Origin of the sequence: Janibacter sp. Y6, assembly GCF_040900765.1 — a bacterium.
In the GTDB taxonomy this organism is placed as follows: Bacteria; Actinomycetota; Actinomycetes; order Actinomycetales; family Dermatophilaceae; genus Marihabitans; species Marihabitans melonis.
In genome coordinates this window covers 312,171-333,611 of the sequence record NZ_JAKLYZ010000001.1, presented here as the reverse complement: position 1 = coordinate 333,611, position 21,441 = coordinate 312,171, and the positions used below count along the sequence as shown (strand labels likewise).

23 protein-coding genes are annotated in these 21,441 nt (G+C 74.4%); 18 read left to right on the top strand and 5 right to left on the bottom strand.

The window, feature by feature from the left end:
* The first annotated feature begins 48 nt into the window (after positions 1-48).
* From L6241_RS01615 to map, 3 genes are all read left to right on the top strand, one after another.
* Complete coding sequence (locus tag L6241_RS01615; protein WP_368244496.1) at positions 49-1,386, top strand: 3-oxoacyl-ACP reductase; 1,338 nt, start codon at positions 49-51, stop codon at positions 1,384-1,386.
* Positions 1,386-2,237 carry a MaoC/PaaZ C-terminal domain-containing protein gene (locus L6241_RS01610; protein WP_368244495.1) on the top strand — a complete coding sequence of 284 codons (852 nt, stop codon included), beginning with the start codon at positions 1,386-1,388 and terminating at the stop codon, positions 2,235-2,237. Before L6241_RS01615 ends, L6241_RS01610 begins: the two co-directional genes overlap by 1 nt.
* Before the next feature lie 218 nt (positions 2,238-2,455).
* A complete protein-coding gene (gene map, locus L6241_RS01605) occupies positions 2,456-3,229 on the top strand; it encodes a type I methionyl aminopeptidase (RefSeq protein ID WP_368244494.1) in 774 nt (257 codons plus the stop codon).
* Here the strand turns inward: map and L6241_RS01600 are convergent.
* Positions 3,210-4,142, bottom strand: coding sequence for a LysR family transcriptional regulator (locus L6241_RS01600; protein ID WP_368244493.1), 933 nt, complete (start codon positions 4,140-4,142; stop codon positions 3,210-3,212). The two genes, map and L6241_RS01600, sit on opposite strands and share 20 nt — an antisense overlap.
* Before the next feature lie 76 nt (positions 4,143-4,218).
* On the opposite strand from L6241_RS01600, the gene L6241_RS01595 reads away from it, so the two are divergent.
* The 6 genes from L6241_RS01595 (at position 4,219) to L6241_RS01570 (ending at position 10,557) form a co-directional block, all read left to right on the top strand.
* Positions 4,219-4,986: an aspartate/glutamate racemase family protein gene (locus L6241_RS01595; RefSeq protein ID WP_368244492.1), complete on the top strand. Its 768-nt coding sequence runs from the start codon at positions 4,219-4,221 to the stop codon at positions 4,984-4,986.
* Positions 4,987-5,068: 82 nt separating this feature from the next.
* Positions 5,069-6,298, top strand: coding sequence for an aromatic acid exporter family protein (locus L6241_RS01590; RefSeq protein WP_368244491.1), 1,230 nt, complete (start codon positions 5,069-5,071; stop codon positions 6,296-6,298).
* A complete protein-coding gene (locus L6241_RS01585) occupies positions 6,295-7,284 on the top strand; it encodes a phosphotransferase enzyme family protein (RefSeq protein WP_368244490.1) in 990 nt (329 codons plus the stop codon). The genes L6241_RS01590 and L6241_RS01585 overlap by 4 nt, the downstream gene beginning before the upstream one ends.
* Before the next feature lie 118 nt (positions 7,285-7,402).
* Positions 7,403-9,397: a threonine--tRNA ligase gene (thrS, locus tag L6241_RS01580; RefSeq protein WP_368244489.1), complete on the top strand. Its 1,995-nt coding sequence runs from the start codon at positions 7,403-7,405 to the stop codon at positions 9,395-9,397.
* A 113-nt stretch (positions 9,398-9,510) separates the two neighbouring features.
* A complete protein-coding gene (locus tag L6241_RS01575; protein ID WP_368244488.1) occupies positions 9,511-9,966 on the top strand; it encodes a GNAT family N-acetyltransferase in 456 nt (151 codons plus the stop codon).
* Between the two features lie 33 nt (positions 9,967-9,999).
* On the top strand, positions 10,000-10,557 hold the full coding sequence (locus L6241_RS01570; RefSeq protein ID WP_068275577.1) for an HIT domain-containing protein: 558 nt from the start codon (positions 10,000-10,002) through the stop codon (positions 10,555-10,557).
* Here L6241_RS01570 and L6241_RS01565 read toward each other — a convergent pair.
* Both L6241_RS01565 and L6241_RS01560 read right to left on the bottom strand, forming a co-directional pair.
* Positions 10,475-11,356, bottom strand: coding sequence for a hypothetical protein (locus tag L6241_RS01565; protein WP_240341651.1), 882 nt, complete (start codon positions 11,354-11,356; stop codon positions 10,475-10,477). The genes L6241_RS01570 and L6241_RS01565 overlap by 83 nt on opposite strands.
* The gene (locus L6241_RS01560; protein WP_191564253.1) at positions 11,353-11,811 is read right to left on the bottom strand and encodes a hypothetical protein; all 459 of its coding nucleotides are present in this window, start codon (positions 11,809-11,811) and stop codon (positions 11,353-11,355) included. Before L6241_RS01560 ends, L6241_RS01565 begins: the two co-directional genes overlap by 4 nt.
* A 94-nt stretch (positions 11,812-11,905) precedes the next feature.
* Here L6241_RS01560 and pgsA point away from each other — a divergent pair, with 94 nt between their 5' ends.
* Genes pgsA through L6241_RS01540 form a run of 4 tightly spaced genes read left to right on the top strand, consistent with a single transcriptional unit; the run spans position 11,906 to position 15,211 of the window.
* Entirely contained in the window at positions 11,906-12,538 is a 633-nt protein-coding gene (gene pgsA, locus L6241_RS01555; protein WP_123091838.1) for a phosphatidylinositol phosphate synthase, read from the top strand.
* Positions 12,539-12,543: 5 nt separating this feature from the next.
* Positions 12,544-13,494, top strand: a complete 951-nt coding sequence (locus L6241_RS01550; protein WP_368244487.1) for a phosphatidylinositol mannoside acyltransferase — start codon at positions 12,544-12,546, stop codon at positions 13,492-13,494.
* On the top strand, positions 13,491-14,642 hold the full coding sequence (locus L6241_RS01545; RefSeq protein WP_368244486.1) for a glycosyltransferase family 4 protein: 1,152 nt from the start codon (positions 13,491-13,493) through the stop codon (positions 14,640-14,642). The genes L6241_RS01550 and L6241_RS01545 overlap by 4 nt, the downstream gene beginning before the upstream one ends.
* Positions 14,639-15,211, top strand: a complete 573-nt coding sequence (locus tag L6241_RS01540) for a hypothetical protein (RefSeq protein ID WP_191681819.1) — start codon at positions 14,639-14,641, stop codon at positions 15,209-15,211. Before L6241_RS01545 ends, L6241_RS01540 begins: the two co-directional genes overlap by 4 nt.
* A gap of 50 nt (positions 15,212-15,261) precedes the next feature.
* Here L6241_RS01540 and fdhD read toward each other — a convergent pair whose 3' ends face one another.
* The gene (gene fdhD / locus L6241_RS01535; protein ID WP_368244485.1) at positions 15,262-16,095 is read right to left on the bottom strand and encodes a formate dehydrogenase accessory sulfurtransferase FdhD; all 834 of its coding nucleotides are present in this window, start codon (positions 16,093-16,095) and stop codon (positions 15,262-15,264) included.
* Between the two features lie 125 nt (positions 16,096-16,220).
* Here fdhD and L6241_RS01530 point away from each other — a divergent pair, with 125 nt between their 5' ends.
* Positions 16,221-17,594, top strand: coding sequence for a hypothetical protein (locus L6241_RS01530; RefSeq protein WP_368244484.1), 1,374 nt, complete (start codon positions 16,221-16,223; stop codon positions 17,592-17,594).
* 19 nt (positions 17,595-17,613) lie between these two features.
* Here L6241_RS01530 and L6241_RS01525 read toward each other — a convergent pair whose 3' ends face one another.
* Positions 17,614-18,132, bottom strand: coding sequence for a GNAT family N-acetyltransferase (locus L6241_RS01525; protein ID WP_368244483.1), 519 nt, complete (start codon positions 18,130-18,132; stop codon positions 17,614-17,616).
* Positions 18,133-18,225: 93 nt separating this feature from the next.
* Between L6241_RS01525 and L6241_RS01520 the strand changes: the two genes are divergently transcribed.
* From L6241_RS01520 to ruvB, 4 genes are all read left to right on the top strand, one after another.
* On the top strand, positions 18,226-19,002 hold the full coding sequence (locus L6241_RS01520) for a YebC/PmpR family DNA-binding transcriptional regulator (RefSeq protein ID WP_123091832.1): 777 nt from the start codon (positions 18,226-18,228) through the stop codon (positions 19,000-19,002).
* A gap of 113 nt (positions 19,003-19,115) precedes the next feature.
* Complete coding sequence (gene ruvC, locus L6241_RS01515; protein WP_368244482.1) at positions 19,116-19,679, top strand: crossover junction endodeoxyribonuclease RuvC; 564 nt, start codon at positions 19,116-19,118, stop codon at positions 19,677-19,679.
* Positions 19,676-20,272 carry a Holliday junction branch migration protein RuvA gene (gene ruvA, locus L6241_RS01510; RefSeq protein ID WP_368244481.1) on the top strand — a complete coding sequence of 199 codons (597 nt, stop codon included), beginning with the start codon at positions 19,676-19,678 and terminating at the stop codon, positions 20,270-20,272. The genes ruvC and ruvA overlap by 4 nt, the downstream gene beginning before the upstream one ends.
* Positions 20,269-21,438: a Holliday junction branch migration DNA helicase RuvB gene (ruvB, locus tag L6241_RS01505; protein ID WP_368244480.1), complete on the top strand. Its 1,170-nt coding sequence runs from the start codon at positions 20,269-20,271 to the stop codon at positions 21,436-21,438. The genes ruvA and ruvB overlap by 4 nt, the downstream gene beginning before the upstream one ends.
* Positions 21,439-21,441 lie beyond the last annotated feature (3 nt).

Genomic DNA, 21,441 nt, shown 5'->3' with positions numbered 1-21,441 from the left:
CGCGCCGCACACCCCCTTCGCCCCACCACACACGAGGAGACCCCCTCCATGGCATTCGACTACGGCAAGCTCGTCAGCGGCGGCATCGGCAAGCAGCTGGCCACCTCGCTCGGGCTGCCCCGCCCGACCCGGCTGCGGCGCCACCGCGTCGGTGACTCGCTCATCCACGGGGCCGTCCTGCTCGGCGGCCACGGGCAGACGCCGGTCGCCGACCGCGTCCGCGGGCTGCTCGAGGCCGAGGGCATCCCCGTGGCGACGAGCGCCTCGACCTCGGTCGCCGGCGTCGTCGTCGACATGACCTCGGTGGAGAGCCCGGCCGACCTCGAGTCGCTGCGCGCCGTGCTCTCGCCGGCGCTGAAGACGCTCGCCCCGACCGGCCGCGTCGTCGTCGTCGGCCGGCCCGTCGAGGAGGCGACCTCGGTCGCCCAGTCCGCGGCCCGCCGTGCGCTCGAAGGCGTCGTGCGCTCGGTCGGCAAGGAGATGCGCGGCGGGGGCACGGCCAACCTCGTGCTCGTCGCCGAGGGCGCCGACGAGGGCGTCGACGCGACGATCCGCTTCCTGCTCTCCGGGCGCTCGGCCTACGTCGACGCCCAGGTCGTGCGCGTCGGCGAGCCCGTCGCGCCGGTCGAGGCCCCGGCCGACTGGGACCAGCCGCTCGCCGGCAAGGTGGCCGTCGTCACCGGTGCGGCGCGCGGCATCGGCGCCTCGATCGCCGACGTCCTCGCCCGCGACGGCGCGACCGTCGTCTGCGTCGACATCCCCGCCGCCGGCGGCCCGCTCGCCGAGGTCGCCAACCGCATCGGCGGCACCGCGCTGCAGGTCGACGTCACCTCGCCCGACGCGGGCGCGAAGATCGTCGAGCACGCCCAGGCCCGGCACGGCGGCTTCGACGTCGTCGTCCACAACGCCGGCATCACCCGTGACAAGCTGCTCGCCAACACCGACGCGGAGCGCTGGGCCTCGGTGCTCGACGTCAACCTCACGTCGATCCTCGCGATGAACGAGGCGCTCGTCCCGGCGATCCGGGAGGGCGGCCATGTCGTCAACGTGGCGTCGATCGCCGGCATCGCGGGCAACCGCGGCCAGGCGAACTACGCGGCGAGCAAGGCCGGTGTCATCGGCATGACGACCGCGCTGGCGCAGGACGAGCAGATCCGGGCGAAGGGGGTCACGGTCAACGCCGTGGCGCCGGGCTTCATCGAGACCGAGATGACGGCGAAGATCCCGCTCGCCACCCGCGAGATCGGCCGGCTGACGAACAGCCTGAGCCAGGGCGGGCAGACCGTCGACGTCGCCGAGACCATCGGCTGGTTCGCGTGGGACGCCAACCGCGGCGTCACCGGCAACGTCGTGCGGGTCTGCGGCCAGATGCTCCTGGGCGCCTGATGGCGACCGAGACGCTGACCCGCACCCCGCGGCTGGGTCCGGTCTTCCTGCGCTCGGCGGTCGGCGGCCGGGCGAAGGGGGAGACCCTCCCCGACGTCTCCCTGCGGCTCGCCGAGCAGCGGGTCGACCGGGGCGACCTGCGCACCTACCAGCGGCTGTGCGGCTTCGCCGCCGACGACACGCTGCCGCACACCTACCCGCACGTCCTCGGCTTCCCGCTGCAGATGGAGCTCATGAGCCGGCGCGGCTTCTCGCTGCCGCTCGTCGGGCTCGTCCACGTCGAGAACGCGATCACCGTGCACCGCCGGCTGACCGCCGACGACGTCCTCGACATCACCGTGCACGCGGAGCGGCTCGCCCCGCACCCGAAGGGGCGCACGGTCGACCTCGTCACGGTGACCGAGGTCGCCGGTGAGGTCGTCTGGGAGGGGCGCTCGACGTACCTCGCCCGCGGCCGCGGCGACGCGGACGCACCGCGCGGCGAGGCCCCTCCGGCCACGCCGACCGGTCACCCCGCCGCGGTGTGGTCGCTGCCCGGTGACCTCGGTCGGCAGTACGCGCGGGTCTCCGGCGACGTCAACCCGATCCACATGAGCGCGCTCACCGCGCGGGCGATGGGCTTCCCGTCGGCGATCGCGCACGGGATGTGGACCTACGCCCGGTGCCTGGGGACCCTCGGGCCGCGGGTGAACGGCCCGTCGACCAGCCACGTGTGGTTCAAGAAGCCGGTGCTGCTGCCGGGCCGGGTCGAGCTCGTCGCGGGCCCCACCGCGCCGGGCGCGACGGCCGTCCTCGCCCTGCGCAAGGCCCGCCGCCCCGAGGTCGAGCACCTCGTCCTCACGCTCGACTGACCCCCTTCGCCCCGTCCCGTCGCCCGCAGACGGCCGCTCACCGCTGAGGTGGGCGCCCCCTTCGCCGAGGCCCGGTCGTCGTCCGTCAGGCCCGGTCCTCGCGGGGCCGCGACGACCGGGGCTCGCGGACCAGGAGCGGGGTTCGGCGAAGGGGTGGGGGAGCCGTGGGAGAGGATGGGGGCGGCGGCCGACCGGCCGCGGACCTGGAGGGACCCACGATGATCGAGATCCTCGACCGCGCCGACGTCGAGAGGGCGCGCCGGACCGGTGCGCTCGTCGCCGACATCCTGCGCACCGCACGCGACCGCGCGACCGTCGGCACCAACCTGCTCGACATCGACCGGTGGGCCAAGGAGATGATCCTCGGCGCGGGTGCGACGTCGTGCTACGTCGACTACGCGCCGTCCTTCGGGCGGGGACCCTTCGGGCACTACATCTGCACCTCGGTCAACGACGCCGTCCTGCACGGGCTGCCGCACGACTACGAGCTCGCCGACGGCGACCTCGTCTCGCTCGACCTCGCCGTCGTCCTCGACGGCGTCGCGGCCGACTCGGCGCTGAGCTTCGTCGTCGGCCCGACCCAGGACCCGGCGGACCTCGCGATGATCGAGACCACCGAGCGGGCGCTCGCCGCCGCGATCTCGGCCGCTGCCCCCGGCGCGCGCATCGGCGACATCTCGCACGCCATCGGCACGGTCCTCAAGGACGCCGGGTACGAGGTCAACCTCGAGTTCGGCGGTCACGGCATCGGCTCGACGATGCACCAGGACCCGCACGTGGCGAACGACGGGCGCCCCGGTCGCGGCTACCAGCTGCGCCCCGGCCTCATGCTCGCGATCGAGCCGTGGGTCATGGCCGACACGGCCCGTCTCGTCACCGACGAGGACGGCTGGACCCTGCGCAGCGCCACGGGCGCGCGCACCGCGCACAGCGAGCACACGGTCGCCATCACCGAAGACGGCGTGCAGGTCATCACCCTGCCGTCCGCCTGACCGGCCCGGCAGGGACTGACTCCCGCAGCGCCGCGACGACGGCCGCCACGGCGGGCAGGTGCTGCGCCCCGGGGCGGTGCACGAGGTGGTGGCGGCGCGCCCGGGTGCGCCGTGCCGGCCGCACGACGACGTCGGGGTGCCGGTAGGCCTGCAGCGCCGTCTCCGGCAGCAGCGTGACGCCGAGCCCCTGCGCGACGAGCGCCTGCGCGAGCACGTAGTCGTCGGTCGTGTGCCGCACGTCGGGCACGAAGCCCGCCGCGCCCGCCGCCTCGACGAGGTGCGCGCTGCACCGGGGGCACCCGGCGACCCACGTGTCGTCGGCGAGGTCGCCGAGGTCGGCCGGGCCGCTCGCGCCGGCCAGCGGGTGGTCGCGGGGCAGGACGAGGCGCGTCGCGTCGGAGCCGACCGGCACGACCACGAGGTCGCCCGCCGGCTCGTCCGTGCTGCCGTAGTCGAAGACGAGACCGAGGTCGGCGTCACCCGCCCGTACGAGGTCGAGGGCCTGCGGGGGCTCGGCCTCGACGAGGTCGACGCGCATCGCTGGGTGCGCCTCGGCGAGCCGCCGCAGTGCCGGGGGCAGCACGACCGCGGCGCCGGAGGGGAAGGCCGCGACCCGGACCCGACCCGTCGCCCGGTCGGCGAAGGCCGCGAGCTCGGCGCTCGCGTCGGCCAGCCGGGCCGCGACCGCGTCGGCGTGCGCCATGAGCGCCCGCCCGGGCTCGGTCGGCTCGACCCCGCGCGGCCCGCGCAGCAGCAACGGCATCCCGGCGGCCCGCTCGAGGGCCGCGAGGTGCTGGCTCACCGCCGGCTGGGTCCACCCGAGACGGCGCGCCCCGGCGCTGATCGAGCCGGCGCGGACGACCTCGCGGAAGACGAGCAGCCGGCGGGGGTCGAGGTCAGGCACGTCGTCCATGACCCAAGCATGGCTTATGGGCCCTCCTAGGAGATGACGGATTCCGTAGAGCTCGCGGCATCGGGACGATGGACCCATGAGTGCTCTCACCGCCGCCCCCGACGCCGTGACGGCGTCCCCCTTCGCCGACGCCGCCGCCCCGGCGACGCACAAGGTCGGTCTCATCGGCGGGATGAGCTGGTACTCCACGCTCGAGTACTACCGCTGCGTCAACGCGCGGGTGCAGGAGCGCCTCGGCGGGCACCGCAGCGCCCGCCTGGCGGTCGAGTCGCTCGACTTCGAGCAGGTGCGGGCCGCCCAGCTCGCCGAGGACTGGGACGGCGCCGGCGACGCCCTCGCCGCGGCCGGTGAGCGCCTCGAGGCCTCGGGCGCCCGCGCCATCGCCATCTGCACCAACCTCATGCACAAGGTCGCCCCGGCCGTGCAGGCGCGCGTCGACGTGCCCGTGCTCCACATCGCCGACGCAGTCGCCGACCGGCTCGTCGCGCAGGGCGTGACGACCGCCGCGCTGCTCGGCAGCCGGTGGGTGATGGAGGAGGACTTCTACGCGCAGTGCCTCGCGGCGAAGGGGGTCGAGGTCGTCGTCCCCGACGCCGCCGACCGTGAGCTCGTCGACCGGGTCGTCTTCGACGAGCTGACGCGCGGGGTCGTCACCGACGCCTCCCGCGCCGAGCACGTCCGGGTCATGGCAGAGCTCGCCGACCGCGGGGCCCAGGCCGCCGTCCTCGCGTGCACGGAGATCGAGCACCTCTTCCGCGACGGCCACGCCGCGCCGCTGCCGCTCGTCGACTCGATGCGCGCCCATGCGGACCGGGTCGCCGACTTCTGCCTCACCGGGCGCTGAGCGGTCGGCGGGGCGTCCGCCCAGGTCAGAGGGGGGACGCCGATGCGGTGACCGGGGCGACGGGGGACTACGGTCCCCTCGCATGAGCGATGAACCGACGCCGGCCCAGCAGGCGGCCTGGCGCCGCCGGATGCAGGGCGAGGTCGTCACCCCGGTCGTCGTCACGGCCCGCAACGCCCGCGAGGGCGACCCGTGGGCCCGCGGCACGGTGATGCTGGTGATCAAGGCCGCCGTCGCGGGCACCGCCGCGTGGACCCTCGCCTCCAACGTCTTCGACAGCTCGAACCCCACGTACGCACCGCTCGCCGCGATGCTCGTCGTCGAGCGCACCATCGCCCGCTCGGTGAGCGGCAGCGTGCAGCGGCTCGTCGCCGTGCTCATCGGGATGCTCATGGCGGCCGGCGCGGGGCTCAGCGTCGGGCTGCACTGGTGGACGATGCTCCCCGTCCTCGCCGTGGCCGTCGCGATCGGACGCGTCCCGGCGCTCGGCGACCACGGCTCGATGGTGCCGACGATGGCCCTGCTCTCGCTCATCACCGCCGGCGGCACCGACACCGACTTCACCGTCGCGACGATGCTCGAGACCGTCATGGGCGGCGCCATCGGCATCCTCGTCAACGCCGTCCTCGCCCCGCCCGCCCACATCGAGACCTCGAGGCAACGGCTGCGGCGCATCGCCGGCGAGGCCTACGAGCTCGTCACCGACGTCGGCGAGGCCCTCAAGGGCGGGGCGTGGACCGTCGAGGAGGCCCAGGAGTGGGCCCAGCGCAGCGAGCGCCTCGCCGACGAGGCGCCGTCGGTGCTCGCCGCCGTCGACCTCGGGCAGGAGAGCACCCGGATGAACCCTCGAATGGTGCTCAAGCGCACCGACGCGGACTGGACCGGGTACCGCGACGCCGTCCGTGCGCTGCGGGCCATCCAGGCCCAGATCGCCGGCATCGCGGCGACGCTGTCGGAGGTGCGCGACCCCGAGCACCCCGTGCAGCCGCCGAGCGAGCGCTACCTCGAGGCCTTCGGCGAGGTGCTCCTCGACCTCGCGAGCGGCATGTCGCTGCTCGACCGCACCGACGACGCCGCCCGCGACGAGCTCACCGAGATCCTCGACCGCTGCCAGGACCGCATCACGACGCTCGGCGACGAGGTGTACGAGGCCGGGGCGGGCGTCTTCGCCTACGGCTCGCTGCTCGTCGACGCGACCCGGATGCTCCAGGTCGTCGACGCCGCGCGGCCGGGCATCGCCCTGCCGGTCGAGGCGATCGGCCCCGACCCCGACGACGACACCGAGGCGCCGCGCTCGGGGGACACGCTGTGAGCGCGGACGGCGCCGGCCCTCCCGGGGACGTCGCGCTGCGCGAGGCCGCGGAGCGGGCGCTGCCGCTGCTCGGCATCGAGGCCGAGCGGCTGGGCCCGGTGGCACCGGGTGCCACCACCTTCGCCGTGGACCTCGTCGGCGGTGGCCGCCTCGCGCTGCGGCTGCGGCTTGTCGTGGACGCTGACGAGGGTCGGGTCCACGGTCGCGCCGCCTGGGCGCAGGCCCTGGCCATGGCCGGGGTCGACGTCGCGACCCCCTGGACCGGTCCGTCGGGGGAGGAGCAGGTCCTCCTGCCCGGCCTCGCGCCCGACGAGCAGCTGCGGGCGAGCGCGACGTGGTGGTGCGAGGGCGAAGGGGTCACCGACCTCGACGCCGACCGGGCTCGGGCGCTCGGCACGACCGCGGCCCGCATGCACGAGCAGGCGAGCGGCTGGGCGGCGCCCGAGGGCGCCTTCGCCGAGCTGCTCGACCCGCTCGCCGGGTACCCCGAGCTGCTCACCGGTGCGCTCGGCGACCCGCGCGACGTCGCCGTCGTCGAGACGAGCCTGCGGCTCGCGCAGACCGCGCTGTCGCGAGCCCGCGAGCACGAGGTGCACGTCGTCCACGGCGACCTGCGCCCCGACGCGCTGCTGTGGCAGAGCGGGCGCGACCGCCCGTGGGTCGTCGACCTCGACGACGCGGTGCTCGCCCCCGCCGCCCACGACCTGGCCGTCGCCACCTTCGCGCTGCGGCGCAGCCCCGACGACGACGCGCCGACGGCGCTGCTCGCCGGGTACGCCTCCGTGCGCCCGCTCCCGCCGCTGGACGACGCGACCTTCGAGGGGCTGCTCGCCGGCCGCCAGCTGCACCTCACGAGCTCGCTGCTCGCGAGCAGCACGAGCGCGCTGCGCCCCGAGGTCGAGGCCTACCTCGCGGCGACCCTCGTGCGGCTGCGGACCTTCCTCGACGACGGGGTCCTCGACCCCCGGCTCACCGCGCAGGGGTGAGGCCCCGGCGAGGTGGGGACACCCCTTCGCCCCGGATAGAGTCGACCCCGGTCCACCGCGCCGTCATCGGCGCCCCCGGACCGCCGACCGAGTACCCGCACACCCCAGGAGCGCCGCCGTGCCAGCCCAGATCACCGTCCACGTCGCCGGAGACGAGCGAGCGGTCGAGCAGGGCACCACCGCCGCCGACCTCTTCGAGGGCCGCCGTGACGTCCTCGTCGCCCGCGTCGGCGGCGAGCTGCGCGACCTCGCCCACGTCCTCGTCGACGGCGACGTCGTCGAGCCGGTGACGGCGCAGGAGCAGGACGGGCTCGACGTGCTGCGGCACTCGACGGCCCACGTCCTCGCCCAGGCGGTGCAGCAGGCGCGCGCGGACGCCAAGCTCGGCATCGGCCCGCCGATCCGCGACGGCTTCTACTACGACTTCGACGTCGCCGAGCCCTTCACGCCCGAGGACCTCAAGGCCCTCGAGAAGGCGATGCAGCGGATCATCAACGAGGGCCAGACCTTCGTGCGCCGCGAGATCTCCGACGAGGACGCCCTCGCCGAGCTCGCCGACGAGCCGTACAAGTGCGAGCTCATCGGGCTCAAGGGCGGCGCCGGCGGCGACGTCGACGAGGCGGCAGAGGGCGCCTCCGTCGAGGTCGGCGGCGCCCAGCTGACGATCTACGACAACGTGCGCCGCGACGGCAGCGTCGCGTGGGGCGACCTGTGCCGCGGCCCCCACGTGCCGACGACGAAGGTCATCGGCAACGCCTACAAGGTGATGCGCAGCGCCGCCGCGTACTGGCGCGGCTCGGAGAAGAACCCCCAGCTGCAGCGCATCTACGGCACGGCGTGGCCGACCAAGGACGACCTCAAGGCCTACCTCGAGCGTCTCGCGGAGGCCGAGCGCCGCGACCACCGCAAGCTCGGCGCCGAGCTCGACCTCTTCTCCTTCCCCGACGAGCTCGGGTCCGGGATGGTCGTCTTCCACCCCAAGGGCGGCGTCATCAAGCGCGAGATGGAGGACTACGTCCGCCGGCGCCACATCGAGGAGGGCTTCGAGTACGTCTCGACGCCCCACATCTCCAAGGACGGGCTCTTCCACACCTCGGGGCACCTGCCGTACTACGCGGACACGATGTTCCCGGCGATGCACATGGAGCACGCGGAGTACCGCCTCAAGGCGATGAACTGCCCGATGCACAACCTCATCTTCCGCAGCCGGGGTCGCTCCTACCGCGAGCTGCCGCTGCGCCTCTTCGAGTTCGGGTCGGTCTACCGCTTCGAGAAGTCCGGCGTCGTGCACGGCCTGACCCGCGTGCGCGCGATGACGCAGGACGACAGCCACTCCTACGTCACCGCCGAGCAGGCGCCGGGCGAGATCGAGCACCTGCTGCGCTTCGTCACCGGTCTGCTCACGGACTTCGGGCTCGACGACTACTACTTCGAGCTGTCGACGCGTGCGACGGAGGGCGAGAAGAAGGACAAGTTCATCGGCTCCGACGAGCAGTGGGAGACGGCGACCCAGGTGCTGCGCGAGACGGCCGAGAGCTTCGGCGTCGCGCTCGTCGACGACCCGGGCGGCGCGGCCTTCTACGGCCCGAAGATCTCGGTGCAGGCCAAGGACGCCATCGGGCGCACGTGGCAGATGAGCACCATCCAGTACGACTTCAACCAGCCCGAGCGCTTCGGTCTCGAGTACCAGGCCGCCGACGGCACCCGTCAGCAGCCGGTGATGATCCACTCGGCGAAGTTCGGCTCCATCGAGCGCTTCTTCGGGGTGCTCGTCGAGCACTACGCCGGTGCCTTCCCCGTGTGGCTCTCTCCGGTGCAGGCGCTCGGCGTGCCCGTGGCAGAGGACTTCGAGCCCTACCTGCAGGAGGTGCTCGACCAGCTGCGCGCCGCCGGCGTGCGGGTCGACATGGACCGCAGCGACGACCGCTTCCCGAAGAAGATCCGCAACGCGAGCAAGTCGAAGGTCCCCTTCACCCTCATCGCGGGCGCTGAGGACCAGGCCGCCGGCGCGGTCTCCTTCCGCTACCGCGACGGCTCGCAGGAGAACGGCGTGCCCGTCGCCGACGCGATCGCGAAGATCCGCGAGGCGATCGACACCCGCGCCCAGGTCTGACAGGGGCCCCGACGCGGGCTCCGGCTCCGACGCCTGCTACGGCGCAGTACTGGTCGTGATCGCGACCAGTACTGCGCCGTAGCGCGCCCGGCCCAGGGCCTAGTCTTCGGCGCATGGACGCGACCATCCGCCCGATCGAGCGCCGCGACGCCTTCGCCCTGGCCGCGCTGCGGATCCAGCACGACCGCGAGGTCGGGCGGGCGACCCGTGCGGGGTTCCTCACCGAGTACGCCGACGCCCTCCTCGCCGAGATCGACGGCTACCGCGGGTGGATCGCCGAGCTGGGCGACGGGACGCCGGTCGGGTGCCTGCTCGCCCTGCGCGTGCGCAAGCTGCCGACCCTCATGGCCGAGGGCCGTCCGGAGTGGTGGTACGTCCAGTCCGTCTTCGTCACCCCGTCCCACCGCCGCACCGGCGTCGGCCGCGCGCTCATGACGAGCCTGCAGCGCGCGGCGCGCGACGAAGGGGTGCGCTGGCTCGAGCTGCGCAGCAGCGACGCCGGTCGCGAGCTCTTCGAGGCGACGGGCTTCGGCGCCCCCTCGCCCCGCGTCATGCAGTGGACCCCGTGAGCGGTCCCCGTCGCGCTCCGTAGGATCGGGCGCATGACGCACGAGGAGCTGCCGACCGAGGACGCGCGCGGCCTCGCCGGGGTGCCCGACGGCTTCGGCCGGCTGTGGACCCCGCACCGCATGGCGTACGTGACGGGGGAGCGGCCGAGCGCCGAGGCCGGGGACGGCTGCCCCTTCTGCGCGGCACCGGCGAAGGGGGACGCCGAGGGCCTCGTCGTCGCCCGCGGCGAGCACTGCTTCGTCGTGATGAACCTCTTCCCGTACAACGCGGGCCACGTCCTCGTCTGCCCCTACCGCCACGTCTCCCTCTACGTCGACCTCACCGACGAGGAGACCGCGGAGTTCACCGCGATGACGAAGACGGCGATCCGGGTGCTCGAGGCGACCTCGGCGCCGCACGGCTTCAACCTCGGGATGAACCAGGGCGAGGTCGCCGGGGCCGGTGTCGCCGCGCACCTGCACCAGCACGTCATCCCGCGGTGGGGCGGCGACATGAACTTCCTGCCGATCATCGCGCAGACGAAGGCGCTGCCGATCCTGCTCGAGGACGCGCGCGACCGGCTCGCGCAGGCCTGGCCCGACCCCGCCTGAGCTCGCCGAGCCGCTCGAGCGGCAGGAAGGCGAAGAGGCAGACCACGAGCGGCAGGAAGTGGATGTGCAGCAGGTAGGCCGTCGTCGCGTGGAAGGCGAAGCAGATGCCGATGCCGATCGCCAGACCCCGCCCGCGCAGCCACAGCAGCACCGGTGAGACGAACTCGAGCCCGAGCAGCGACCACTGGGTGAGGTGGACGAGCGCGGGGTGACCGGCGAGCCACTGCGCGACGTCGTTGCCGCGCCGGCTGAAGGCCCACACGAAGGTCGAGCCGTTGGCCCACAGCCACGTGCCGAAGCGCATCTTCGCCACGGCCGACAGGAAGTACGTCGCGACGACGCCCATCTGGATCATCCGCAGCGCCCAGCCCGCGGCCCGGCTCGGGGTGAGGTCGCCGGCGCGCGCGGCGCCGACGGTCGGCAGCACGAGGAGGGCGACCATGAGCGCGAAGTGGTCGTGGTCGATCTTGCTGTACGAGAAGGCGTTGCTCATCCAGTCGAGCATCCCCAGGCCGCACACCGCGCCCGCGAGCCGCGGCAGCCGCCCGAGGGCCGCGACGAGCGCGCTGAGCACGATGACGACGAGGAGCACCCTGACGTAGCCGGGGGAGGGGGCGGGCAGCCCGAGCAGGGCGCGCACCGGCAGCTCGCGGTAGAGCTCGGCGGGGACGTCGCCGTGGGGGATCGGGTCGGTGACATTGACGAGGACGTCGAAGATGACGAAGGGGTAGACGAGCCGCCGCATCCAGGCGACCCGGGCGAGCGGCACCTCGGGCATCGCGAGGTCGAGGCCCCTCACAGGCCGCGCTCCGGGTCCTCGGGGTGCTCGACGTCCCACGTGGCGAGCGTCACCTGCTCGTGGCTCGGGTCGTCGCCGAGCACCCGCCGGTCGTCCATGAGCCGCACCTGCGACCACCGGGGCTGCTCGGGCTGACGCCGGGCGTGGAGCACGGCGACGGCCTGCAGCCGGGAGGGCTCGGCCTGCAGGCTGCGCAGCTGGCCCTCGATCTCCGAGCGCTCCATGCCGAGGTTCTCGCGGTCGAGGCGGACCCGGACGTCCTGCCCCTGCACGGTCGTCGCCTCGAGGTACGGAGAGCTGATGACGCCGCCCTGGTCCTCGACGAGGAAGGCGTACTGCGACATCGGCGAGAAGGGCCACCACCGGTCGTCGCCGACGAGGCTGCCAGCGACCACCCCGCCGACGAGGAGGCCGGTGACGGCCAGCCGCCAGCCCCTCGACACCCCTTCGCCCATGGCGCCACCCTCGCCGCTGGGCCGCTCTCAGGCAAGGCGACGCGCCCCGCAGGTGGTCGGGCGGCGGGCTGCGGGCCACTACGCTGGCAGGGCCATGCTCAACAAATACGCGCGCGCCTTCTTCACCACGATCTTCACACCCGTGGCCCGGCTGCTCCTGCGGCTCGGCATCAGCCCGGACGTCGTGACCGTCGTGGGGACCCTCGGGGTGTGCTTCGGCGCGCTCTTCTTCTTCCCGCGCGGAGAGCTGCTCGTCGGCGTCCTCGTCATCACCGCCTTCGTCTTCTCCGACACCCTCGACGGGGTCATGGCGCGGATGCAGGGGCGCAAGGGCGTGTGGGGGGCCTACCTCGACTCCACGCTCGACCGCTTCGGCGACGCGGCGATCTTCTCGGGCCTGGCGATCTGGTACTTCACCGGCGGCGAGCACCAGCTCACCGGCTACCTCGCCCTGGCCTGCCTGGTCCTCGGCAGCCTCGTCTCGTACGCGAAGGCCCGCGCCGAGGGGCTGGGCATGAGCGCCGACGTCGGCATCGCCGAGCGGGCCGACCGGCTCGTCACCGCGCTCGTCACCGCCGGTCTCGTCGGCCTCGGCCTGCCCGAGCGCGTCCTCACCGTCGTCCTCGCGCTCCTCGCCGTCGCCAGCGCCGTCACCGTGCTCCAGCGCATGCTCGTCGTGCGCAGCCAGGCGATGGCCGCCGCCGCGGCGCTCGACGCCCGGGGCTGAGCACGGTGCCCGCCCTGCCCCGCCTCCAGGAGCTGGCGAGCGTCCTGGCCTTCCGGGCCGGGTGGCGCGCGCTGCGCCTGCTGCCCGCGCCGCTCGCCTACGCCCTCTTCGACGCCGTCGCCTCCGTCGTCACCCGCCGTGACGGCTCCTCGGTGCAGCGGCTGCGCAGCAACTACGCCCGCGTGCGGCCCGACCTCGGTCCGGCCGAGCTGCAGGAGCTCACGGCCGACGGGGTGCGCCGCGCCTTCCGCTACTACGTCGAGGCCTTCCGCCTGCCGGCCCTGTCGGGCGAGCAGGTCGACGACCTCGTGCACATCACGGGGACCGAGCCGATGCTCGCCGAGCTCGAGCAGGGGCGCCCCGTGCTCGCCTTCCTCGGCCACACGGGCAACTGGGACCTCGCCGGCGCATGGTGCGCCCGTCATCTCGGGCACGTCGTCACCGTCGCGGAGCGGCTGCGGCCCGAGGAGATGTTCCAGGCCTTCCTCGACTTCCGCGAGGGCGAGCTCAGCATGACGATCCACCCGGCGGAGCGCGGCACCTTCGGCGCCCTCCTCGCGCAGCTGCGCACCGGCGACCCGGTCGTCATGCCCCTGCTCTCCGACCGCGACCTCTCCGCGAGCGGGGTCGAGGTCGACCTCGCCGGCGAGCGCGCCCGGGTCGCCGCCGGTCCCGCGGCCCTGGCCGTCGAGACCGGCGTCCCGCTCTTCCCCGTGACGATGCGTCACGTGCGCCGCGGACGGCACCGGTGGGGCCTGGACATCACCGTCCACCCGGCCGTCGACGTGCCCACCGAGGGCACCCGCACGCAGCGTGTCGCCGCCGCGACCCAGGCCTGCGCCGACGCGCTCGGCGCGGCGATCCGCGAGCACCCGCAGGACTGGCACATGATGCAGCGGGTCTTCGTCGCCGACCTCTCGGCGCGACGCCGTGCCCCGGACGAGGCGGCCGCATGAGGGTCGGCCTCGTCAGCCCGTACTCCTTCGACGTGCCCGGCGGGGTGCAGTTCCACATCCGCGACCTCGCCGACCGGCTGCTCGCCGACGGGCACCACGCCGAGGTGCTCGCCCCGGCCGACGAGGGCACGGTCCTGCCCGACTACGTCACCTCGGCCGGGCGCGCGGTGCCCATCCGCTACAACGGCTCGGTCGCCCGGCTCAACTTCGGCCCGATCACCGCCGCCCGCGTGAGCCGGTGGATCGCCGACGGCGACTTCGACCTGCTGCACATCCACGAGCCGGTGACCCCGAGCGTCTCCGTCCTCGCGCTGTGGGCGGCGACCCAGCCGGTCGTCGCGACCTTCCACACCTCGAACCTGCGCTCCCGGGCGATGCAGGCGGCCTACCCGCTGCTGCGCCCGTCATTGGAGAAGATCAGCGCCCGCATCGCCGTCTCCGAGGACGCACGCCGCACGGTGACGACCCACCTCGGGGGCGACGCCGTCGTCATCCCCAACGGCGTCGAGACCCAGACCTACGCGGCCGCCTCGCGCCGGCCGCAGTGGTCGGGCGAGCCCGGTCGTCCGACGATCGGCTTCCTCGGCCGGGTCGACGAGCCGCGCAAGGGGCTGCCGGTCCTCGCGGAGGCGATGAGCGAGGTGCTGCGCGCGATCCCCGGCGCCCGCCTGCTCGTCGTCGGCCCGGGCTCGAGCCAGACCGCGCACGCGCGCCTGCCGCAGGACGTCGCCGCGGCGACCGAGATGCTCGGGGCGCTCAGCGAGGAGGACAAGGCGGCCTTCTTCTCCTCGGTGGACGTCTACGTCGCCCCCCACACGGGCGGAGAGAGCTTCGGCATCGTCCTCGTCGAGGCGATGGCCGCCGGAGCGCCCGTGCTCGCGAGCGACCTCCCCGCCTTCGTCCGGGTCCTCGACGGGGGCCGCGCGGGGGCGACCTTCCGCAACGAGCGCACGCACGACCTCGCCGAGCAGCTCGTCGCCCTGCTGCGCGACCCCGCCCGGCGCGAGGAGCTCGCGGCGTGCGGGCGGGAGCGGGCGGCCGACTTCGACTGGTCGGTCGTCGCCGCCGAGATCACCGCCGTCTACGAGACGGTCCTCGACGCGCGGCCGCTGCGCGAGGTCCCGACCCGGCTGCGGGAGCGCCGATGAGCGTCCTCGAGTGGGTCGCGGTCACCGCAGCCGTCGTCTCCCTCCTCGCCTGGTACCTCAGCTACTCCGCGGCCCGGCTCGACCGCCTCCACGCGAAGGTCGAGGGCGCGCTGTCGGCGCTCGACGCCGCGCTCGTGCGACGTGCCGAGGCCGCCCTCGAGGTCGCCAACTCCGGCGCCGTCGACCCGGCGACGGGCTTCCTCGTCGCGGCGGCGGCGAGCCAGTCGCTCGAGCGCACGACGGAGCGGACCTTCGAGACCGACCTCCTCGAGGGGCAGCACTTCGCCGGGCGCGAAGGGGTGGAGTCCGAGCTCACCGAGACCCTGGGCGCGGCGCTCGGCCCCGAGGTCGTCGCGCAGGTGCAGGCCGACGGGGGAGCGGGCGCCGCGGCGCTCGAGCGTCTCCACGCGGCCGCGCTGCGGGTGCAGCTGGCCCGTCGCTTCCACAACGACGCGGTCAAGGAGGTCCAGCGGGTGCGCAGCAAGCGTGTCGTGCGATGGTTCCGCCTCGCCGGTCATGCCGAGCTGCCGCAGACCGTCGAGTTCGACGACGCGCTCGCCGCACGCTGACCCCTTCGGGCCCCGCCCCCGTCGTCCCGTCGAGGCGGTCGGGACCGGCCTCAGGAGGCCGCGGGGGCGTCGGCCGCGCCCTGGCGGACGCGCTCGGGCGAGGTGACGACGGTGAGCCGGTCGTCGCGGGCGAAGGCGACGAGCGTGAGACCGAGCTGGTCGGCCGCGTCCGCGGCCAGGCTCGAGGGCGCCGAGACGCAGGCGAGCACGCTGACGCCGGCGACGGCGGCCTTCGCGACGATCTCGAAGCTCGCGCGCGAGCTGACGACGAGTAGGGGAGCGGGCGGGGCCTCGTCGAGGACGAGCCGGCCGAGCACCTTGTCGACGGCGTTGTGCCGGCCGACGTCCTCGCGGGCGTGGAGCACCTCGCCCTGCGCGCTCGCGACGGCCGCGCCGTGGACGCCGCCGGTCTTGCCGAAGAGGGTCTGCGCCTCGCGCAGCCCGTCGAGGGCCCGGGTGATCGCCGCCGGCTCGACCTCGACGTCGGCGTGCTCGACCCGTGAGGCGAGGAGCACCCGCTCCGCGACGGCGTCGATGGTGCTCGACCCGCAGAGCCCGCAGCCGCCGTAAGAGGCGAGGTTGCGCTGGCCGCTCAGGGGCACGCCGGGGGCGCGGGTGAGCGCGACGTCGAGGACGTTGAGGGTCGTGGTGTCCGAGCAGTACCGCATGACCTGGACGTCCTCGCGCGAGGTGATGACGCCCTCGGAGCGCAGCAGCCCGTGGGCGAGCTCGACGTCGTCGCCCGGGGTGCGCATCGTCAGGGTGAAGGGCTCGCCGTCGACCCGGATCTCCAGCGGCTCCTCGACGGCGAGGGTGTCGACCCGCCGGTCGACCTCGCCGGCGCGGTACCGGGTCACCGGGCGTCGTGCGCTGCGACCTGCCATGGGCACCTCCTGTGCTCGTCCTCCCCAGGATGCCATCATCTGGTTGACACCATGCACAGTGATGCACGATCCTCGCCCAGGCGTCGCTCGATGCCACGTCGCAGGGGTTGCAGGGGTTGGGGATCGTGATGCGTTCGCTCGTCCGGCGGGCGGCAGCTGTGCTGCTCGCCGTGCTCGTCATGTCCACCGGTGCGTGGGGCGCCGCCGCACCCGCGTCCGCGGCCGACCCGGCGCCGCCGGACCGCAACGTCATCGGCGGCTGTCTCCTGCGCTTCGACGGGGCGGGCACGCCCTTCCTCTCGCCGTCGCTCGGCCGGCCGTGCATCGGCGCCGTCTCCGTGACCCGGACCGGTCTGGGAGACCTCGAGGTCCGGCTGGCCCCGGGGGCGCGGTACCCCCAGACCCGGCTCCTGGTTAGCGCCGACACGACCCTGGCCTCACGAGGGATCACCGTCGGTGCCTCTCGCAGCCCCCGCTCGATTGCGCTGCGCTTCTTCGACTCCAGGAGCGGCAAGCGGGTCGACATGCGCAGCACGGCGCAGCGCGCCCGGGTCGTCCGCGGCGGCGCGTCCTTCGGCTGGCTCGGCCGCAGCGCCGTCGACGCACGACAGCTCGACCCCGGTGTCGACGCGTACGGGCGCTACCACGACCGGCTCGCGACGGACGACCAGACGGTGGCCGGCGGGTGCGTCATCCGCTTCGGCTCCGCCGGGCCGAAGATCCACGCCAACAGCAGCCACCACTGCACCGGGGTGCGCAGCGTCGGGATCAGCAGCCTGGGCCGGGTGCGCATCCGCTACTCCGACGAGCAGCGGGGGAGCACGGTCAACGTCTCGGCCGACGCCGACGAGACCCTCGTGCGCCGCGGCATCATCACCGGCATCAGCTCCTCGCCCACCGAGCTGCACGTCGACCTCTTCGACACGCGCTCGAAGCGGCGGATCGACCTCCGCCGTCCCGCCGACCGCAAGGTCATGGCGGGTGCCTACGCGAACATGTGGGTCGCCTGGACCAAGACCACCGCCCGACCCGGGCTGGCCAACGCGACGACGACCCCCGCCCTGGACAAGTACGGCGACTTCGTCCACGGCTCGGCGCCCGCGGGCGGCGTGCGCCAGACCGGGTGCGAGGTGCGCTTCGGCGGCACCGGTGCGCACCCGTCGATCATCTCGACGTCCGCGAGCAGCTGCACGGGCGCGGCGTCCGTGTCCGTGGGCCCCGGGGGCACCCTGCGGGTGGTGGCCGCGGCGGGGAGGTCGGGTCCGATCATCACGACGACGACGGTGTCGAGCCGCTCCGCGGCCGACTACGGCATCCGGGCCGGCGCCTCGGGGGGCGTGGGGGACACCGACTACCGCTTCTACAGCATCCGGCTCGGTCGCACCCTGGACCTGCGCAAGGCCGCCGACCGCGACCTCTTCCGACGCACGGACGCAGCGGTCGTCCTCGGCTGGAGCCGGACGGCCCCGGTGCCGGTGGCGGTACCTGCCAGGGGCTAGCCGTGCCACCCGCCGGGAGCTAGCCCGGCAGGGTCATGAGGACGAGGTCGGGCGCGTCGTCGGGCTGCCAGGACGCGCGGGCCCGCGACAGCTCGACCCAGCCAAGGCCGCGGTACATCGCCAGCGCGGCGTCGTTGACCGGCAGGACGTCGAGCACGGGCTGGAGGTCGAGCGCACGGCTGCGCGCGACCGCCTCGCCGATGAGGGCGCGCCCGATGCCTCGACGCCGGGCCCGGCTCGCGACGACGAGGACCGAGACGACCGCGAGCTCCCCGGCCGGTCGGCCGGTGCCCTGCGACCACGCCGCCGCGTGCTCGTCGACGTCGGCCCGGGTGAGCGAGACGTGCCCGAGCAGGCCCTCGTCGTCCTCGGCCACCCACGTCTCGATCTCGCCCGGGCGCACGAGGAAGTCCTCGACGGGGAAGGGCAGCGGCCACCGGTAGGGGTAGCGGCTCTGCGGCTGCTGCTCGCCGACGAGGTCGACGAGGGCGGGCAGGTCTGCGGCCGCCCGCGGCCGCATGACGAGGGGTCGGTCCATGGCCGCAGCCTAGGCACGCCCGCCGACGGCGCACCCGGCGACTACAGTTGGCCGTCGATCAGGTCACCGCGAGCAGCAGCAGAGGGAGTCTTAGTGTCCGGCCACTCCAAGTGGGCAACCACGAAGCACAAGAAGGCGGCGATCGACGCCAAGCGCGGCAAGCTCTTCGCCAAGCTCATCAAGAACATCGAGGTCGCCGCGCGCACCGGCGGTGGCGACCCCGCGGGCAACCCGACGCTCTACGACGCCATCCAGAAGGCGAAGAAGTCCTCGGTCCCCAACAACAACATCGACAACGCGGTCAAGCGCGGGTCGGGGGCCACCGCGGGCGGGGCCGACTGGGAGACCATCGTCTACGAGGGCTACGCGCCCGGCGGCGTCGCCGTCTTCGTCGAGTGCCTCACCGACAACCGCAACCGCGCCGCGGCCGAGGTGCGCACCGCGCTGTCCCGCAACGGCGGCCAGCTCGCCGACCCGGGCTCGGTGGCCTACGTCTTCGACCGCAAGGGCGTCGTCATGGTCCCCAAGGCCCAGGGCGAGGGCAAGCCCGACGCGACCGAGGACGGCCTGCTCGAGATCGTCCTCGAGGCCGGCGCCGAGGAGATCAACGACCACGGCGACGTCTTCCAGGTCGTCTCCGAGGCCACCGACTTCATCGCCGTGCGCACCGCGCTCCAGGACGCCGGGGTCGACTACGACTCGGCCGAGGCCTCGTGGGTGCCCAACCTCCAGGTCCCGCTCGACGCCGACGGCGCGCGCAAGATGATCCGCGTCGTCGAGGCCCTCGAGGACAGCGACGACGTCCAGGACGTCTACGTCAACGGCGACATCCCCGACGAGGTCCTCGCCGAGCTCGAGTCCGACGACTGAGGTCGCCCGCCGGGCAGGTCCTCGCACCGGGCCGGACGCGTGTCGCTGACGACGCCGTCCGGCCCGTCTGCGTAGGTTGGTCCCGAACAGGTGTTCGGTCGAAGGGAGATGTCGTGCGCGTCCTCGGGGTGGATCCCGGTCTCACCCGGTGCGGGCTGTCGGTCGTCGACGTCGGCGTCCGGGGCGACCTCGCACCGAGCGGGGCCCGCCCGCGGATGGTCGCCGTCGGCGTCGTGCGCACGACCTCCGAGCGCGCGACCGGCGACCGGCTGGCCTACCTCGCCGACGAGCTCGACACGTGGCTCGACCGCTTCGAGCCCGATGTCGTCGCCATCGAGCGGGTCTACGTCGCCGAGCACGTGCCGACGGTCATGACGACCGCGATGGCGAGCGGCCTGGTGCACCTCGCCGCCGCGCGCCGCGGTCTCGTCACCCACGAGCACACCCCGACCGAGGTCAAGGCCGCGGTCACCGGCTCGGGACGCGCCGACAAGGCGCAGGTCACCTCGATGATCACCCGCGTCCTCGGCCTGCCCGAGGCGCCCCGCCCGGCCGACGCGGCCGACGCGCTCGCCGTCGCCATCTGCCACGCCTGGCGCGGCGGGGGGTCGGCCCGGCTCGAGCAGGCCGTCGCCTCCGAGCGGGCCCGGCTCGCGGCGAAGGGGGTCGGCGCGTGATCGCCTCCGTGACCGGCAGCGCCCAGCACGTCGGCCTCGACCGCGTCGTCGTCTCCGTCGGCGGTGTGGGCATGCTCGTGCACACCCCGCCGGCCGTCGCCGCCGCGTGCCGCACCGGCTCCGAGGTGACCCTCGCGACCTCGCTCGTCGTGCGCGAGGACTCGCTCACCCTCTACGGCTTCGACGCGGACGGCACGCGCGACACCTTCGAGCTGCTCATGACGGTCTCGGGCGTCGGGCCGCGCGTCGCGCTCGCGATCCTGTCCGTGCTCACCCCGGACACTCTCGCGGCCGCCGTCGGCAGCGAGGACGTGCGCACCCTGACGAAAGTCCCCGGCATCGGCAAGAAGGGCGCCGAGCGCCTCGTGCTCGAGCTGCGCGACAGGATCGGCGTCGTGCCCGGTGCCGTCGCGTCGGCCCCGGTCGAGCCGGTCGTCGCCCCGTGGCGCACCCAGGTGCTCGAGGCCCTCGTCGGCCTGGGCTACTCGGCGTCGCAGGCCGAGGGCGCGCTCGACCGCGCAGCGGCCGGTCTCGGCGACGCGCCAGACGTCTCCGCCGCCCTGCGCGCCGCCCTGCGAGAGCTCGCCGGATGAGCCGCGACGGCTTCACCTCCGAGATCCGCGAGGTCGAGGAGCCCGCCGGCGGCGGGCCGGCCGACGGCCCCGTGAGCCCGCCCGGCGGCCCGGCGAGCCTGCCCGACGGGTCGTACGACGCGACGGCGCGCATCGTCGACGCCGCGGCCGAGGACGACACCGCGGTCGAGGCGGCGCTGCGCCCGAAGCGGCTCGTCGACTTCCCCGGCCAGACGAAGGTGCGCGACCAGCTCGGGCTCGTCCTCGAGGCGGCACGACGCCGTGCCGCGCCCCCGGACCACGTCCTGCTCTCCGGCCCGCCCGGGCTGGGCAAGACGACGCTGGCGATGATCGTCGGCGCCGAGCTCGGCCAGCCGGTGCGGGTCACCTCCGGCCCGGCGATCCAGCACGCGGGGGACCTCGCGGCGATCCTGTCCTCGCTCGCCGAGGGCGAGGTGCTCTTCCTCGACGAGATCCACCGCATGTCGCGCCCGGCCGAGGAGATGCTCTACCTCGCGATGGAGGACTTCCGCGTCGACGTCGTCGTCGGCAAGGGGCCCGGGGCGACCGCGATCCCGCTCGAGCTGCCGCCCTTCACCGTCGTCGGCGCGACGACCCGGGCCGGGCTGCTGCCCGCGCCCCTGCGCGACCGCTTCGGCTTCACCGGCCATCTCGACTATTACGAGACCGCCGACCTCGAGACGATCCTGCACCGCTCGGCCGGGCTGCTCCAGGTCGACGCGGACGCCGCCGGCATCGCCGAGATCGCCCGCCGCTCGCGGGGGACGCCCCGCATCGCCAACCGGCTGCTGCGCCGGGTGCGGGACTGGGCGCAGGTGCACGGCGACCACGTCGTCGACGCCCGCTCCGCCCAGGCCGCGCTCACCCTCTTCGACGTCGACGACGCCGGTCTCGACCGGCTCGACCGCGGGGTGCTCGAGGTCCTGTGCACCCGCTTCGGCGGCGGCCCGACCGGTCTGTCGACGCTCGCCGTCGCCGTCGGCGAGGAGACCGACACCGTCGAGACGGTCGCCGAGCCCTATCTCGTGCGCACCGGCTACCTCGCCCGCACCCCCCGCGGCCGGGTCGCCACGGCGCTGGCCTGGCGCCACCTCGGGCTCGCCGTGCCCGACGGGCTGGCCCAGGGGATGCTTCCGGTCGACGAGCCCGGGCGCTTCGGCGGCTGAGCC